Origin of the sequence: Enterobacter sp. BIDMC93 (assembly GCF_001037805.1) — a bacterium.
Lineage (GTDB): Bacteria > Pseudomonadota > Gammaproteobacteria > Enterobacterales > Enterobacteriaceae > Enterobacter > Enterobacter hormaechei_C.
The window spans coordinates 1,188,020-1,204,165 of sequence record NZ_KQ089962.1 but is presented as its reverse complement, the minus strand read 5'-3'; the positions used below and the strand labels follow the sequence as shown (position 1 = coordinate 1,204,165).

Genomic DNA, 16,146 nt, shown 5'->3' with positions numbered 1-16,146 from the left:
AAGCCCAATCAGACCACTGAGATGAGGGCTCATAATTACCTTTAAGTAAGTACCCCATAACGTAGCATCATTCAGATTTAATGTTCTCCTTTATGCCCTTTAACACAGAGTTAAAAGGCGGCCGTGTTATGCAATGGATTCACGATAAACAAATGGCAAATAGATATGGAAAGATCGCTTAGCTTCACTACGTTATTCTTTTATCGCACCACAATATTATTGCTCCTGCTTTTACTCTTTCCTGTTCTGGTTCAGGCTGATGAATCCGTTTATGAGCATCAGATACAACAGGCACGTAACGGTAATTACGCTCTGTTTCTTGATTACCTACAGCGCTATGAGCAACAGCATGCTTTAACACCCGGACAGGTTGCGGACTGGTTACAGGTAGCCTCCTGGGCAGGACGCGATGATGAGGTTATCCGGGTCTGGCAGCGTTATGGTATTTATATGCCGCTGCCCGCTCGCGCCATCGCTGCTGTCGCCCAGTCCAGAAGAAACCAAAAAGCCTGGCCATCCGCCTTATCGCTGTGGAAAGAGGCGCTCAGCCTTGCGCCAGATAACGACGATTACCGCATCGGCTATGTTAAGACCCTGGCCGATGCCCGCAGAGATCGCCTCGCGCTTTCGGAAGCCCGGCGGCTGGTTAAGGACAATCCTTCTCCCGCGCACCTTGAGACGCTCTCCTATGTCTGGATGCGCCAGGGAAAAAACGGGGACCGGCTGCTGGCGGACATGCGTGCACTGAACGCCGCTCCCGGGAATAATGCCCTTCTTCGCGAGACGATCGATGCGTTAACGGAAAATCGGGTAAGCACGCCTGCACTCTGGCTGTCGCAAAGCGCGGCGATGTCTCCCGCGGAGCGCCGCCGCCTTGAGCGTAACGCCGCGGCTGAAAGGGTACGCCTGGCGGATGTGCCTGGCAGAACGGAGAAAGAGCGCCTGCGGCTGGCACAAAACGCGTTAGATCGCTATCACGCCCTGCTTTCCCGCTGGCAAAACGAACCGCAGGCGGCTGAAGACGTCGTCCTTGCACGTATCGATCGGCTTGGCGCCCTGTATGCGCAGGGTAATTACCGGCAGGTCATTAGCGAATATGAGGCGCTGACGGCCGCACAGCATCCGGTACCGGACTGGGCCATCGGCTGGGTGATCTCGGCATATTTGCAGGAGAAAAACACCGTCGCCGCCTTCTCGCTTGTGCAACGCTATCCACACTACGCCTCCGATCCGCAGGATGAGGAGCATGCGCTTTTCTACGCCTGGCTGGATACGGGGCAGTATCAGACCGCCCGCCACTACGTTGAGCGCGAGACCCGCAGCGTTCCCTGGACCCGCTACGATTTCGGATCCCCGACCGCTCAGCCGAACGATCGGTGGCTCACCGGACAGTCTCTCAAACTTAACTATTTGCTGGCGACCAACGCCCTGCCGGAGGCCGAAAAGCTGTCGTATCGTCTGGCATCAACGGCGCCGGGAAATCAGGGGTTACAGATTGATTATGCCGCCCTGCTTCAGGCCAGAGGCCTGCCGCGCGCGGCCGAGCAAAAGCTTAAACGAGCAGAGGCGCTTGAACCCGCGAATCTGGAGCTTGAAAAACAGCAGGCTTACGTCGCAATGGACCTTCAGGAGTGGCGCCAGATGGATTTACTGGCTGCTGACGTAATTGCTCGCGCCCCCGCCGATCGCAGCGCCCGTCGCCTGGACAGACTCAGAGCGGTCCACCATATGTCTGAGCTGCGTCTGAACGCGGGTAAAGGATTGCACTCAGATAACCCCGTCAGCGGTAGCCACGACATGAGCTGGGACGCCACGCTCTATGGCCCGCCCGTGGCGGATAACTGGCGGCTGTTTGCCGGCGCCCGCTATGCCCAGGGGAATTTCGACGAAGGTAAAGGCATCAGCCGCCACCTGCTGGGCGGCGTTGAGTGGCGCCCCCGTGACCTCACGCTCGAAGCCGAGCTCTCCAGCAACCGCTATCACGGTACAAACAGGCCGGGCGCACGGCTCTCAACAACCTACAGCCTGAGTGATAACTGGCAGGTCAGCGGTAACCTCGAACGCTTGTCACGCGCCACACCCTTACGGGCATTACGCAATGGGATCAGCGCCAACCGGGGTGAAGGTGGGGTGCGCTGGTATCAAAACGAGCGACGTGAATACCAGTTCAACGCCGCCGTCAGCCGCTTCTCAGACCACAACCGCCGTCAGGAATACACCCTCTCCGGGAAAGAGCGTCTCTGGCAGACCCCGACCCTGACGCTGGATCTCGAACCGGGGATCGCCGCCAGTAAAAACAGCCTGCGGAATACGCTCTATTACAACCCGGCACGGGATCTGTCCGTGACGGCTGCCCTGTCCGTTGACCATGAGATGTACCGCCACTACGACACCCTCTGGAGCCAGCAGTTCGTGGCAGGAGGGGGCAGCTACTGGCAGAAAAATCAGTCCGCGGGTGCCGTTACCCTGCTGGGTTACGGGCAACGCATCCAGTGGAACAACGTTGTCGATACTGGCGTGATGCTGAACTGGGATAAGCGCCCTTACGACGGCAAACGCGAGAGCAATCTCTCCGTCACGTTAGATGCGACTTTACGCTTTTAAGGATGAATATGCTGAACACACGTTTTTCTGTAAGCCTGATCGTCATCGGCTGGCTCTACCTCAGCGCGAGCCTCTGCGCGCAGCCGCTCTCCTTTATGGCCCCTGAAAAGAGGCCGCAGCTGGAGGCCAGCAAACCCTGGCCGGAGAATCAGTTTCTGGTCCTGGCCTACCACGACGTTGAAGATGATGCCGCCGATCAGCGCTACCTCTCCGTTCGCACCAGCGCGTTAAACGAGCAGATAAGCTGGCTTTTGCACAACGGCTATCACGCCATCAGCGTGCAGGACATTCTGGATGCGCATGAAGGGAAAAAAGCGCTGCCGCCGAAAGCCGTTTTGCTCAGCTTTGACGACGGCTACAGCAGCTTTTACACCCGGGTCTGGCCTCTGCTTCAGGCCTGGAACGTTCCTGCGCTGTGGGCGCCGGTGGGCAGTTGGGTGGATACGCCGGCAAATCAAAAAGTTAACTTCGGCGGTCTGATGACGCCCCGCGATCGCTTTGCCACCTGGGATATGGTTCGCGAGCTCAGCCAGTCCCCGCTGATTGAGATTGGCTCGCATACCTGGGCCTCGCATTACGGCATTCCGGCCAACCCGCAGGGAAGCCGTGAACCCGCCATCGCCAGCCGTTTTTATGATAACGCGACGGGGCATTACGAAACCGATGAACACTTCAACCAGCGGATCGCCGCAGACGTACGCAAAGTCACCGATAAAATCACCCAGGTGACGGGAAAAGCGCCGCGTGCCTGGGTGTGGCCCTATGGGGCTGCCAACGGTACGTCGCTCGCTATCGCCCAAAAACAGGGCTATCAGTTGGCCTTTACCCTGGAGGACGGGCTGGGAAACGTGCGCGACCTCGGCAACATCCCGCGCCTGCTGATCGCCGGAAATCCGTCGATAAAAACCTTTGCCAACACGGTTAGCCGCGTTCAGGAGTTTGACCCGGTGCGCGTCATGCATGTCGATCTCGATTACGTCTACGATCCCGATCCGGCCCAGCAGACGAAAAACATCAACAAACTCGTCCAGCGGGTCTACGACATGAAAATCAGCCATGTGTTTCTCCAGGCGTTTTCGGATCCGCGGGGCGACGGCAGGATCGATGCGCTCTATTTCCCCAACCGCCGGCTTCCGGTCCGGGCCGATCTCTTTAATTTTGTCGCCTGGCAGCTACAAACCCGCGCGGGAGTGAAAGTCTTCGCGTGGATGCCGGTTCTCTCTTTCGATCTCAGTCCAGCCTTGCCGCGCGTGCAGCGCCGGGATCGTCAAACGGGAGAGTTGACCGTGGCCGCCGAGCCCTATATCAGGCTCTCCCCCTGGAGTCCGCAGGTTCGCCAGCAGGTGACGGAGATCTATGAAGATCTGGCCCGCTATGCCAGCTTCAATGGCATCTTATTTCATGACGACGCGGTGCTGACGGACGTTGACGATGCCGGACAGGACACGACCCGACAGAAGAGTCAGCGACTTATCGGCTTTACCCGCACCCTGAGCCAGGCGGTGAAAAACATCCGTGGCCCGCAGATCAAAACCGCGCGGAACATGTTCGCGTTGCCCATTATCGAGCCGGAAAGCGAGGCATGGTTTGCGCAAAATCTCGATGATTTTCTGGCGGCCTACGACTGGACGGTGCCGATGGCAATGCCGCTGATGGAGTCCGTCCCGGCAGAAGAGAGCAATGCCTGGCTGACGCGTTTAGTCAAAGCCGTCGCCGCACGCCCCGGCGCGCTGAATAAAACGATTTTTGAGCTACAGGCCAGGGACTGGGCACAGAAACCGCAGCGTGCCGTAGCCGATGAACGTCTGATGGAGTGGATGCGGGTGCTCCAGCTGAATGGCATCAAAAATTACGGTTATTACCCCGACGACTTCCTCAACAACCAACCTGATATTTCACGTATCAGACCTGAATTTTCTTCGTACTGGTATCCTGACAATGACTGATCGCATTATCGCCTTCTCTATTTTGTGTCTGGTATTCGGGTTGCCGTTAGGCGTAGCCGCGCTATTTACCGGCGAACTGATTCTGGACTTTGTCTTTTTCTGGCCGCTTTTTATGTCCGTGCTCTGGGTAACCGGCGGCCTCTATTTCTGGTTTCAGCTTGAACGGCACTGGTCGTGGGATAACGCAACACCCGCCCCCGCCTTAGCCGGTGAGCCGTTAATCTCGATTCTTATTCCCTGCTTCAATGAGGAACGCAACGCACGGGAGACCATTAGCGCCGCGCTGGGTCAGCGGTACTGGAATGTGGAAGTTATCGCCATCAATGACGGTTCTTCTGATAACACGGCGGAGGTACTGCAACAGCTGGCGCGAGAGCAACCGCGCCTGCGGGTGATTAATCTCGCGGAGAACCAGGGGAAAGCCGTGGCGCTCAAGGCCGGCGCTGCGGCGGCCCGGGGCGATTTGCTGGTCTGCATTGACGGCGACGCCCTGCTCGACCGCGACACCGCGGCGTATCTGGTGGCACCGCTGATTCAGTATCCCCACGTTGGGGCCGTCACCGGGAATCCGCGTATTCGCACGCGCTCAACGCTGATTGGCCGCATTCAGGTGGGCGAGTTTTCTTCCATTATTGGCCTTATCAAGCGAACGCAGCGGATCTATGGCCGGGTCTTTACCGTCTCCGGCGTCATCGCCGCCTTTCGCCGACAGGCGCTGGCGGATGTCGGGTACTGGAGCCCGGACATGATCACAGAGGATATCGACATAAGCTGGAAGCTTCAGCTTCGCCACTGGGATATCTTTTTCGAGCCGCGGGCACTGTGCTGGATCCTGATGCCGGAGACGCTAAAGGGGCTGTGGAAACAGCGTCTGCGCTGGGCGCAGGGGGGGGCAGAGGTGTTTCTGGTTAACCTGCGCAAGATGGTCCGCTGGGAGCATCATCGCATGTGGCCCCTGTTTCTTGAGTACGCGCTATCAACGCTGTGGGCGTTTGCCTATGGGGCAACCGTGGTGTTGTTCATTCTCAGCCATATTATCCCTCTTCCCGCGAACCTGGCCGTTGCGAGCCTGTTTCCCCCGGCGTTTACCGGGCTGCTGCTGGGCGTGATGTGCCTGCTGCAATTCCTCGTCAGTTTGTATATCGAGCGGCGCTACGAGCGGAAAGTGGCAGGCTCGCTGTTCTGGGTAATCTGGTTCCCGATGGTGTACTGGATGATTGGCCTGTTTACCACCCTCGTGGCATTTCCGAAAGTCATGCTTAAACGTAAACGCGCCCGCGCGCGCTGGATCAGTCCGGACCGGGGTAAAGGGAGCATTCAATGAACGAGAATACGTTAATTTTGACTGAACATCGGCTGGCACCGCGTCTTTTCGATGCCGCATTAACGCTGATAGCCTGGGGAGGATTCCTGTTTTTCCTTTACGCCAGGCTGTGGATGCAGTTAACCGAGGAGGGCGATCACCGCTGGAGCGTGATTATCGCCTCTTTTAATACGGTGCTGGTCTATCTGCTGATTGCCGCGTTCAACGGCTGGCTGCTGATCCTGTGGTATCAGTACAATCGCCGCCGCGCGCATGTGAGGCGGCGTCATCCGGAAATGTTGCGCCATGACGAGCTTGCCCAAAGTTTTAACGTCACGCCGCAAATTATGTCCGAGATGAGCCAGTACAACCTGCTGACGGTTTACCATGACCAGATTGGCCGGATCATTGATTTGAAGATCAGCGAGCAGCAGGAAGAGGAAGAGCAGTAATGAAACGCCCCCGCAACATGCCCTGCGGGGGCGTTTTTATAACAGGGAGACGTTATTTATCTTTCACCACAATCAGCGGTTCAATATCGCTCTCTTTCTTCACCACCAGCGAGTCATCCCCGCGCAGACAGGTTCCGCCATAGTTCCCGCCCACGGTAAAGGTGCAGACCTGAATGTATCTGCCGTCAACTTTCGGCAGGCACCATAGCTGCTGGTAGATATTTTTGCGGTCAACAAACTTGCCGCTGGACTGGTCCAGCAGTTCGTCCTGGGCGCCGATCAGATCGATATTGCTCCCGCAGCGTCCGGCGATCGGTTTAACGGCATAACCGGTCCGTTTGAGCAGATCGTTGACCTCAAAATCGGTATCCAGCAGGTAACGGTGGTTCGGGAACAGCTGCCACAGCACCGGCAGGATCGCCTTGTTACCTGGGATCACCGTCCACAGCGGTTCAAAGACCAGCACTTCCGGGCGCAGCAGGACGTCAATCAGGCGCACTTCACCTTGCGGGTGACCGGTACGGATAGGCACGGCGGCGTACTCGGTTTCGCTCACCTCGCGGATCTGCTCAATCGCCGTTTCCCACGCCCAGGTTTTCCATACGCAGTTGACGTGACGGCCTTCATCATCAATCAGTTGCCCGGCGGCATCCCAGCTCAGCGCGCCCAGTCCGTGCAGGATTTTGGTTTCAAACCCGGCCTGGATCAGCGAGCGCTGAATAAAGAGCGCGTGGTAATCCTCTTCGATATCGTTGTCCTGCATGATATGGACGAACGGCCGCGCGTGGCTGTGCTTCCATGCGCCGGTCAGCTCCTCCAGCAAGCCTTCCGCCGGATTGTGGCCGGTGCCGCGATAGCCGTTTTTCACCCACTCTTCAAGAATGAGCCCGCCCTCGGTATGGCAGGAGGCGGAATCCGCGTTGTACTCGTAAACCTTGATGCCGCGCTCATCCATGCAGAAATCCATACGACCGGTGATCATATGGTGACGACGCCACTGCCATGAAAGACGCAGACGCGGCCAGAGAATTTTCGGGATGTCGAAAAGCGCGAGTAAGCTGTCGTCTTTCAGCACCTTGTCGGTGGCATGAAGGTACATCAGATGCAGTTCGTTGGTGGCTTTGATCAGCTCCTGCTCGGCGCTTTCGGTAATGGTGAAGTACTGGCAGGGATCGTTGTTGATAACGTGGCCGTTGGCGCGAACGTACGCTTGTTGCAGGGCGTCGTTTTCATTGAGCCATTTTCCGTCGAACTGACGGTTGTTCTTCAATCGCGCGCCGCTGATTTTCAGTAGTTCACCGTCGATCTCCGGCTGAGGAATACTGTGTTCCGTCTCCTCCGTCTGGATCATCCAGCCGAGGATCTCGGTATCGTTGAACGTGTCATGAAGCGTATAGCAACCGTCCTCCACGCTCAGACGCAGCTCGCGCGTCCACTGCTGCCCCATCGGCAGCGGGGAGTGAATAACGTTCTGCTCGGCAATGCGCACTCTGTCATCCAGCAGCTGGGTAATAACGGCGACGTGGCCGGTTTCATGAAACTCACCGCCCTTTTGCCAGATGAGCAGCGCACCGGCCTGCGGCGCGCGTTTTGAGCCATTGGCAAAGGCCTGTAGCGGCAGAATATTGTCGTTTACCACCTGGCGCAAAAAACGCAGGGAGAAGATCTCCCACGCCATCCCGACGTCGGTAAAGACAAACCCGTGATTGAGAAACAGGAAACGGCGCGCAAATTCAACGCACTGCCATTTATGACCCATGTATTCGTTGCCGATATAGCTGCGGAATTCCGCGTCTTCCGGGTAGTGACGCGGATCGAGACTGCCGTAGTTTGAAGAGTAAATCGCCACGCCACCCGGCGCATAACCTAATAACGTCCCGAAGGGTGCGTCACTGCTTAACGTTCCTTTACGCATGTGTCCAACCTAAAACAGGCAGGCGGCAATTTTTTTGTGGGGTTGTCGTCGTCTGCACGTTGTAATTAACTGACAGAGGTGGCGTTATCATACACCCGCCCTGCCCATTACGCTCGCATCGTTAAACGGTTCCTGCATCTCCTGCTACACTGCCTCAACACAACACCAAAAAGGCAGGCCAACATGTCAGATAACACCTATCAGCCACCGAAAGTGTGGGAATGGAAACAGAATAACGGCGGCGCGTTCGCCAATATCAACCGTCCCGTCTCGGGCGCGACGCACGAGAAAGAGCTACCTGTGGGCGCGCACCCGCTCCAGCTGTACTCTCTCGGTACGCCGAATGGACAGAAAGTGACCATCATGCTGGAAGAGCTGCTGGCGCTGGGCGTGACGGGCGCGGAATACGACGCATGGTTAATCCGCATTGGTGAGGGCGATCAGTTCTCCAGCGGTTTTGTCGACGTGAACCCGAACTCGAAGATCCCGGCGCTGCGTGACCACTCTACCACCCCGCCGACGCGCGTCTTCGAATCCGGCAATATCCTGCTCTATCTGGCCGAGAAATTTGGTCACTTCCTGCCAAAAGATCCGGCAGGACGAACGGAAACCCTGAACTGGCTGTTCTGGTTACAGGGCGCGGCCCCGTTCCTCGGCGGCGGTTTTGGCCACTTCTATAACTACGCACCAGTGAAGATTGAGTACGCTATCGATCGCTTCACCATGGAAGCTAAACGCCTGTTCGACGTGCTGGACAAACAGCTGGCGCGCGGTCGTTACGTAGCGGGTGAGGAATATACCATTGCGGATATGGCGGTCTGGCCATGGTTTGGCTGCGTGGCGCTGGGCAGCGTGTATAACGCCGCCGAGTTCCTGGATGCCGGGAAGTACACCAACGTGCAGCGCTGGGCAAAAGATGTGGCGAATCGTCCGGCTGTTAAACGCGGACGCATTGTTAACCGTACCAACGGCGAGCTGAACGAGCAGTTGCATGAGCGCCATTCAGCGAGCGACTTCGATACCCAGACGGAAGATAAACGTCAGGGTTGATCCATGACCGGGCGGTTCGCCGCCCTTCTTCCGCGATGAGAAAAATGCGTCAGCACGCGTGCGCAAGGAGCCTCGTATGTCAGACCAGACGCTAAAAGCGACCCGACAGCAGAGCCTTATCACCCTGCTGAGTCAAAGCGACTGGCTGACTACCGAGGTGCTGGCTGAAAAGCTCTCCGTCAGCAAAGAGACGATCCGCCGGGATCTGAAGTCGTTACAGCAGCAGGGGAAGCTTCTGCGCCAGCACGGGCGCGCGCGTCTGATTCACCCGGACAGCCGCGACAGCGGTGAACCCTTTGGCGCACGCCTGAAAAGCCATTATGCCGACAAAGCCGATATTGCCCGCCACGCGCTGGGCTGGATCAGCGAAGGGATGACCATCGCCCTCGACGCCAGCTCCACCTGCTTTCATCTGGCGCGCCAGTTGCCGGACATCGACCTCACCGTATTTACCAACAGCCTGCCTATCTGCCACGAGATGGCAAAGCGCGAGCGGATCACGCTTATCTGCTCCGGCGGAACGCTTGAGCGTAAGTATCGCTGCTATGTTAATCCGGCGCTGGTGACGCAGCTAAAAGGGCTGGAGATCGATCTGTTTATCTTCTCGTGTGAAGGGGTCGATGAGCATGGCGTCCTCTGGGATCCGTCCGAGCACAACGCGGGCTTTAAGGCGCTGCTGTTAAACCGTGCCAGTCAGTCGCTGTTGCTGATCGACAAAAGTAAATTTAAGCGGGCAAGCGAAGTGAAAATTGGTCAGCTGTCGCAGGTGACACATATTATTCAGAGCGATAAACGTCAGGCCGCCAGAGACGGCCTGACACGATGAGGTTACGCGGTGAGACGGAATTTCTGCACTGAGCGCTGGAGTTCTTCGGTCTGCCGTTCCAGTGCGGCGGCGGCAGCGGAAACCTGCTCCACCAGCGAGGCGTTCTGCTGGGTCACGCCGTCCATCTGCGTGATGGCAACGCCGACCTGAGAAATACCTTTGCTCTGCTCCTCTGACGCGGTGGCGATCTGCTTCATAATGACGGTCACTTCCGTCACGTCGCGCAGGATCGCTTCCATCGTGGTGCCGGTATCGTTCACCAGCTGCGCCCCCTGCTCCACGCGGGCAACGGAATCTGCAATCAGCCCTTCGATCTCTTTGGCCGCATTCGCGCTGCGGCTGGCCAGATTACGTACCTCTCCCGCCACGACCGCAAAGCCACGCCCCTGCTCACCGGCCCGGGCCGCTTCCACCGCGGCGTTCAGCGCCAGAATATTGGTCTGGAAGGCGATGCTGTTGATGACGGTAGTGATTTCAGCGATTTTTTTCGAGCTGTCCGAAATGCCGCTCATGGTCGTAACCACATCTTCCACCAGCGACCCGCCGCGGCTGGCCGTACTGGAGGCGACATCCGCAAGCTGGCTGGCCTGGCGCGCGCTTTCGGCGTTCAGCTTCACCGTTGCGGTTAGCTGCTCCATGCTGGCCGCGGTCTCTTCCAGCGCGGCGGCCTGCTCTTCGGTACGCGAAGAGAGATCGTTATTCCCGCTGGAGATCTCCGTTGCCCCGCGCCAGATATTCTCGCTGCCGGAACGAATCGTGCTGACTGCCTCCCGCAGGCTGTCCTGCATGGCGCTCAGCAGCGGCACCAGTTGCCCCACGCAGTTGCGGCCAAAGGATTCAATCGGCTGGCTGAGATCGCCCTGCGCAATCTGGCGGAACTGCTGACGGATACGATCCAGCGGTTTTACCAGTATCGCCACCAGGTAGCGGTCGGTGAACAGCAGGATCAGCAGACCCACGATCGTGGCGGTGATAATCACCGTCCGGGTCATGCTGGTGAGGCCGTCGACCACCACGCGCGTGCTGTCGAGCGCCTTCGCCGCGGTGTTGTTAAAGTTCTCAGCCGCTGACCCGAATGCACGGCTTAGCGGCGGCGTGACGTTGTTGGCATGCTGACGATAGCCTTCGAGCGTCGCCTGCTTCGCCTGCGCCATCTGCGGCGTCACGCCACGATCGAGCAGCGCCTGCCAGGTGGAAATCACCTGCGCAGACACCTTTTCATCCATCGGGCCCGGAGAGATAGCTTTCATCTCTGCCAGCTTTTTACTCATGTTATCCAGCGCCTGCTGAGCAGGAGCCAGGTCCGGCGTGCCGCCCGCCGCTTTAACTTCCATCGCCCGGCTCAGGCGGGTGACGAAACGGAAATACTGATCGTTGCCCTGGCTCAGCACCGTCATTTGCCGGACCAGCTGGCGGTCAACGTCATTACCATCAGAAACACGAGACAGAGACCAGGTGCTGTAAAGCCCCACGCCTGCCCACATGACACAAAAGATCCCCAGTATCGTCAGCATGACGAAACGGATGGTGAAATTACGAAGCATCTTCATTGAGTATTCCTTGCCGTGAGGGTGAATTCGCCCAGAGGCGAGTACTACCCTCTTTATCGGCAGATACCGCAGAAAATATACTTTTTTGTTATCGAGTCGGCATAGAATGAAAACGTTGTTTCGAAAATTCACCGACAAGAAAGGAGACATCATGTCCTGGCACCCTTACACCGGCCGATACGAAAACATGCAGTACCGATACTGCGGCAAAAGCGGCCTGCGCTTACCGGCACTGTCGCTAGGCCTGTGGCACAGCTTCGGTCACGTTCAGCCGCTCGATTCCCAGCGCTCGCTGCTGCGTAAGGCCTTCGATCTCGGTATTACCCACTTTGACCTTGCCAACAACTACGGCCCCCCACCGGGCAGCGCTGAAGAGAATTTTGGCCGTCTGCTGCGGGAGGATTTTGCCGGGTATCGTGACGAGCTGATCATCTCCACCAAAGCGGGCTACGACATGTGGCCAGGGCCGTATGGTTCGGGCGGTTCACGTAAATACCTGCTCGCCAGCCTCGACCAGAGCCTGAAACGCATGGGTGTGGAGTATGTGGATATTTTCTATTCTCACCGCGTAGACGAAAACACGCCGATGGAAGAGACCGCCTCCGCGCTGGCGCACGCGGTGCAGAGCGGAAAAGCGCTGTACGTCGGCATTTCGTCCTACTCCACGGAACGCACGGCGGTAATGGCCGAATTGCTGCGCGAGTGGAAGATCCCGCTTTTGATCCACCAGCCGTCTTACAACCTGCTTAACCGCTGGGTCGACAAGACCGGCCTGCTGGACGCGCTGGAGAAAAACGGAACGGGCTGTATCGCCTTTACCCCGCTGGCACAGGGCCTGCTGACCGGAAAATACCTGAACGGTATTCCGGACGGTTCACGTATGCAACGCGAAGGGAAAAAAGTGCGCGGCCTGACGGAGAAAATGCTGACGGAAGCCAACCTGAGCAGCCTTCGTTTGCTGAACGAGATGGCGCACGCGCGCGGGCAGACGATGGCGCAGATGGCGCTAAGCTGGCTGTTGAAAGATGAGCGTGTAACGTCGGTGCTGATTGGCGCGAGCCGCCCGGAGCAGCTGGAAGAGAACGTTCAGGCGCTGAATAACCTGCGCTTTAGCGAAGATGAACTGACGCGGATTGACCAGCACGTTGCGGATGGTGAGCTGAATTTGTGGCAGGCGTCGTCGGATAAATAGTGCAGTCCGATGCTTTCGCCCCTCACCCTAACCCTCTCCCCTCTGGGGAGAGGGTTAGGGTGAGGGGCGTGGTGGATTTATTTCTTACTGATCTTATCCAGATACCCCATCACAAACGCCGACAGCACAAACGTCAGGTGGATAATCACATACCACATCAGCTTATTATCCGGGACGTTTTTCGCGTCCATAAAGACGCGTAACAGGTGTATAGACGAAATCGCCACAATCGACGCCGCGACTTTATTCTTCAGCGATGAGGCATCCATTTTTCCCAGCCAGTTGAGCTTTTCTTTGTGCTCGGCGATATCAAGCTGAGAGACGAAATTCTCATAACCGGAGAACATCACCATCACCAGTAACCCCCCCACCAGCGTCATATCCACCAGCGACAGCAGAACCAGAATCAAATCGGCTTCTGCCACGGAGAAAATGTTTGGCAGGACGTGAAATATCTCCTGGAAGAACTTGATCGTCAGGGCGACCAACGCCAGGGAGAGACCAAAATAGACGGGTGCGAGCAGCCAGCGAGAGGCATACATTGCGTTTTCAAAGAAGCGTTCCATAAAATCCTGTCTGCAAACGAAACCAGCGCTTAGTATATCTCAACTATACCTCGTTGGGATCCACATCCGGACGCGCATACTCCGGCCAGACCAGCGCGACCAGTTCCGGGTAGGCTTCCAGGCTAAACTCGCGAAAACACTGGCGCAGATTTAATACGTCTAAATCGGAGTACGACACCTTCTCGCCATTCAGACAGCGCTTTTTGATATTGTCGTAATATTTATAAACCGCCGAATTAAGGTCGCTACAACGGCGCTGCGCGTCGAACAGGCCGGGCGTATCATTAATTTCAGCCATTTTCATTCGCTTAATTGTCGCATGGAGAAAATCGATATATTCGTGATTTACCCGCCAGTACCAGACCGGCGTCACGGCGTTCATCAATACGGAGAAATGATCTTCCCCCTCCTCTTTCGACATCAATTCAGGCTGCGGCGGTTCACTGGCGTCTTTTGACGCTTTCGTTTTATTTAACGCTTGCATCAATAAAAGCACGCCAGCGGTCAGTAATAGTAACGTTATGACCGTAAAGAAAATGCTGTTCATGGGTAGGCTCCATTTTTTTTGATTTTAAAATTGCCTCATGTTATTGTCAACGAATCTCACCCTTTTTCCACCCCCACCTTTTTTGAAATTAAAGGAAATTAAAATGCTGCCCGACAATCTTGTCCCGGCAAAGTACCACATTACGCCTGTGGAACAGCCTTCGACGGAAGCAGATAAAGAGGCGAATTTCACTCAAGGAAAAAGAAAACTCTCCGACTATGAAGCCGACATATTAATTGGTGTTTCACGCACCGGCAAATCCCGTAATATGGTGCTGGAAGAGCACGATCGCCATTTAAAAGAGCGTTTATTTCGCGCCATCAAGATTGAAGCCTTAGTTCATCTACTAAATGATTTACAGGCCGAAGGGGAAATAGATGCCCAGACGCTAAGTCAAATAATGACCGAGAAAACGCAGCAAATAAATGAGGCCGGCAATGAAATTTGGCTTAATTTAATTACGCGTGAAAAAAACAATCCCATTTTTTATAACCTGGGGGAAGATTAACGTGAATGATGACAGCGGTAATAACGTTTATTTGACTTTAGATGATAAGAAAAGCGATGAATTTATCTTAAAGCAGAATCTCGACGCCCTGAAAAAGATAAAAAATGACGAGATGACGCGAATTACGCAGGATTTGGTTTCGATTCCGGCCACGCTGGTGCGCCTGAAATGGCAGAATCGTCGGGAGATTTACGCCTTGCAGGCCAAGGAGGAGATTTACGGCGCGGTGATGAACGCCATTATTGAACAGCGCCCTGAGCTTAAAGAGAAGATCCTCGGGCGACTGGAGGCGAACTATCAGTACCTGCTGGCACGCGAGACAGCCACCCTGCGCCTGACCCGTAAACTCTCGGAAGGTCATTACCGAACTTCAAACGTGACCTGTGTAGCGCTTGATGAAGAGGCGCCGACGGCGCCTTCAGTGTGAGTCAACAATGATTGTTGCGGAATGCAGGCCGGGTAAGGCGACGCCGCCACCCGGCAGGGAAGGCGGCAAAAGCTTTCGTTTTACTTCGCGGCCGCTTTCTCTTCGCCGACCAGACCAATCTTCAGGTATCCCGCCTGATGCAGCGTGTCCATTACCTTCATCATGGTTTCATAATCGACGGTTTTATCCGCGCGGAAGAAGACGGTGGTGTCTTTCTTGCCGCCGGTCAGCTGGTCCAGCGCCGGAATAACCGAGGCATCCGTTACCGGATCGTTGCCCAGGAACATGGACTTATCGGCCTTCACGGACAGGTAAATAGGTTTTTCCGGACGCGGCTGCGGCTGGCTGGAGGACGCAGGCAGATTCACCTTCACGTCCACCGTCGCCAGCGGTGCGGCAACCATAAAGATAATCAGCAGAACCAGCATGACGTCGATAAACGGCGTCACGTTGATCTCATGCATTTCACCGTTATCGTCCAGATTTTCATTAAGACGCATTGCCATACAATCAACCTACGCGCAGTTTGGACGCCGCATGTACCGGTTTAACGGCGCTGGCGTTCAGGTCCAGATCGCGGCTTTGCAGCAGCAGAACCTGCGCGGCAACGTCACCCAGTGTGGCTTTGTAACTGCCAATCATGCGCGCGAAGATGTTATAGATAACAACCGCCGGGATAGCGGCAACCAGACCGATAGCCGTGGCCAGCAGCGCTTCTGCGATACCCGGCGCGACGACCGCAAGGTTAGTGGTCTGCGTCTGGGCGATACCGATAAAGCTGTTCATGATGCCCCAGACGGTACCGAACAGGCCGACGAACGGGGAGATGGCGCCGATAGTCGCCAGGTAGCCGTTACCGCGGCCCATATGACGACCCACGGCCGCAACGCGACGCTCCAGACGGAAGCCGGTACGCTCTTTAATGCCTTCGTTATCTTCACTGCCTGCGGAGAGTTCCAGCTCGTTCTGCGCTTCGTTCACTAACAGGGTAGTCAGGCTTTTCGCATGGAAGGATGAGGTGATATCAGAAGCCTGATCCAGAGAGCGGGCTTCCGCCAGCTGCTTCTGCTCACGCTTGAGGCGGCGTTTTTGTGAAAGAAGTTCGGCGCTCTTGCTGAAGAAGATAGCCCAGGTGATCACGGACGCCAGAATCAGGCCGATCATCACAATCTTAACTACGATGTCAGCATGTTGATACATGCCCCAAACGGAGAGATCCGTCTGCATCAAATTATTACCCACTCTGTATCTCCAGGACGC

Annotated in this window: 15 protein-coding genes; 9 read left to right on the top strand and 6 right to left on the bottom strand. The window is 56.3% G+C overall.

From position 1 onward, the window contains the following. Positions 1-165 precede the first annotated feature (165 nt). Genes pgaA through pgaD form a run of 4 tightly spaced genes read left to right on the top strand, consistent with a single transcriptional unit; the run spans position 166 to position 6,305 of the window. Positions 166-2,604: a poly-beta-1,6 N-acetyl-D-glucosamine export porin PgaA gene (gene pgaA, locus SK58_RS05680; protein ID WP_032668063.1), complete on the top strand. Its 2,439-nt coding sequence runs from the start codon at positions 166-168 to the stop codon at positions 2,602-2,604. A gap of 8 nt (positions 2,605-2,612) precedes the next feature. Then, positions 2,613-4,550, top strand: a complete 1,938-nt coding sequence (gene pgaB, locus SK58_RS05675) for a poly-beta-1,6-N-acetyl-D-glucosamine N-deacetylase PgaB (protein ID WP_048219495.1) — start codon at positions 2,613-2,615, stop codon at positions 4,548-4,550. After that, positions 4,543-5,874 carry a poly-beta-1,6-N-acetyl-D-glucosamine synthase gene (pgaC, locus tag SK58_RS05670; RefSeq protein ID WP_017692672.1) on the top strand — a complete coding sequence of 444 codons (1,332 nt, stop codon included), beginning with the start codon at positions 4,543-4,545 and terminating at the stop codon, positions 5,872-5,874. The genes pgaB and pgaC overlap by 8 nt, the downstream gene beginning before the upstream one ends. Continuing rightward, positions 5,871-6,305 (top strand): poly-beta-1,6-N-acetyl-D-glucosamine biosynthesis protein PgaD, encoded by a 435-nt coding sequence (gene pgaD, locus SK58_RS05665; RefSeq protein ID WP_015571861.1) that lies wholly within the window; start codon positions 5,871-5,873, stop codon positions 6,303-6,305. The genes pgaC and pgaD overlap by 4 nt, the downstream gene beginning before the upstream one ends. A 52-nt stretch (positions 6,306-6,357) precedes the next feature. On the opposite strand, the gene gss is transcribed toward pgaD, so the two are convergent. Continuing rightward, the gene (gss, locus tag SK58_RS05660) at positions 6,358-8,220 is read right to left on the bottom strand and encodes a bifunctional glutathionylspermidine amidase/synthase (protein WP_015571862.1); all 1,863 of its coding nucleotides are present in this window, start codon (positions 8,218-8,220) and stop codon (positions 6,358-6,360) included. A gap of 183 nt (positions 8,221-8,403) precedes the next feature. Here gss and yghU point away from each other — a divergent pair, with 183 nt between their 5' ends. Both yghU and fucR read left to right on the top strand, forming a co-directional pair. Next, positions 8,404-9,270, top strand: a complete 867-nt coding sequence (gene yghU / locus SK58_RS05655) for a glutathione-dependent disulfide-bond oxidoreductase (protein WP_003862465.1) — start codon at positions 8,404-8,406, stop codon at positions 9,268-9,270. 76 nt (positions 9,271-9,346) lie between these two features. After that, positions 9,347-10,096, top strand: coding sequence for an L-fucose operon activator (gene fucR / locus SK58_RS05650; RefSeq protein WP_040118106.1), 750 nt, complete (start codon positions 9,347-9,349; stop codon positions 10,094-10,096). 2 nt (positions 10,097-10,098) lie between these two features. On the opposite strand, the gene SK58_RS05645 is transcribed toward fucR, so the two are convergent. Further along, positions 10,099-11,646 carry a methyl-accepting chemotaxis protein gene (locus tag SK58_RS05645; protein WP_015571864.1) on the bottom strand — a complete coding sequence of 516 codons (1,548 nt, stop codon included), beginning with the start codon at positions 11,644-11,646 and terminating at the stop codon, positions 10,099-10,101. Positions 11,647-11,797: 151 nt separating this feature from the next. On the opposite strand from SK58_RS05645, the gene SK58_RS05640 reads away from it, so the two are divergent. Then, the gene (locus SK58_RS05640) at positions 11,798-12,838 is read left to right on the top strand and encodes an aldo/keto reductase (RefSeq protein WP_045343997.1); all 1,041 of its coding nucleotides are present in this window, start codon (positions 11,798-11,800) and stop codon (positions 12,836-12,838) included. Between the two features lie 77 nt (positions 12,839-12,915). On the opposite strand, the gene SK58_RS05635 is transcribed toward SK58_RS05640, so the two are convergent. Further along, positions 12,916-13,404 (bottom strand): TIGR00645 family protein, encoded by a 489-nt coding sequence (locus tag SK58_RS05635; RefSeq protein ID WP_006811956.1) that lies wholly within the window; start codon positions 13,402-13,404, stop codon positions 12,916-12,918. Between the two features lie 43 nt (positions 13,405-13,447). Then, positions 13,448-13,951, bottom strand: a complete 504-nt coding sequence (locus SK58_RS05630; protein WP_015571866.1) for an ESA_00282 family adhesion-associated protein — start codon at positions 13,949-13,951, stop codon at positions 13,448-13,450. A 103-nt stretch (positions 13,952-14,054) separates the two neighbouring features. Between SK58_RS05630 and SK58_RS05625 the strand changes: the two genes are divergently transcribed. Together SK58_RS05625 and SK58_RS05620 are read left to right on the top strand one after the other, a co-directional pair. Beyond that, positions 14,055-14,459 (top strand): hypothetical protein, encoded by a 405-nt coding sequence (locus tag SK58_RS05625; protein WP_032649523.1) that lies wholly within the window; start codon positions 14,055-14,057, stop codon positions 14,457-14,459. Position 14,460: 1 nt separating this feature from the next. Then, on the top strand, positions 14,461-14,886 hold the full coding sequence (locus SK58_RS05620; RefSeq protein WP_017382748.1) for a hypothetical protein: 426 nt from the start codon (positions 14,461-14,463) through the stop codon (positions 14,884-14,886). A gap of 80 nt (positions 14,887-14,966) precedes the next feature. Here the strand turns inward: SK58_RS05620 and exbD are convergent, their stop codons facing one another. Further along, positions 14,967-15,392 carry a TonB system transport protein ExbD gene (gene exbD, locus SK58_RS05615; protein WP_001251472.1) on the bottom strand — a complete coding sequence of 142 codons (426 nt, stop codon included), beginning with the start codon at positions 15,390-15,392 and terminating at the stop codon, positions 14,967-14,969. A 4-nt stretch (positions 15,393-15,396) separates the two neighbouring features. After that, a complete protein-coding gene (exbB, locus tag SK58_RS05610) occupies positions 15,397-16,128 on the bottom strand; it encodes a tol-pal system-associated acyl-CoA thioesterase (protein WP_003862482.1) in 732 nt (243 codons plus the stop codon). Between the last annotated feature and the right edge of the window lie 18 nt (positions 16,129-16,146).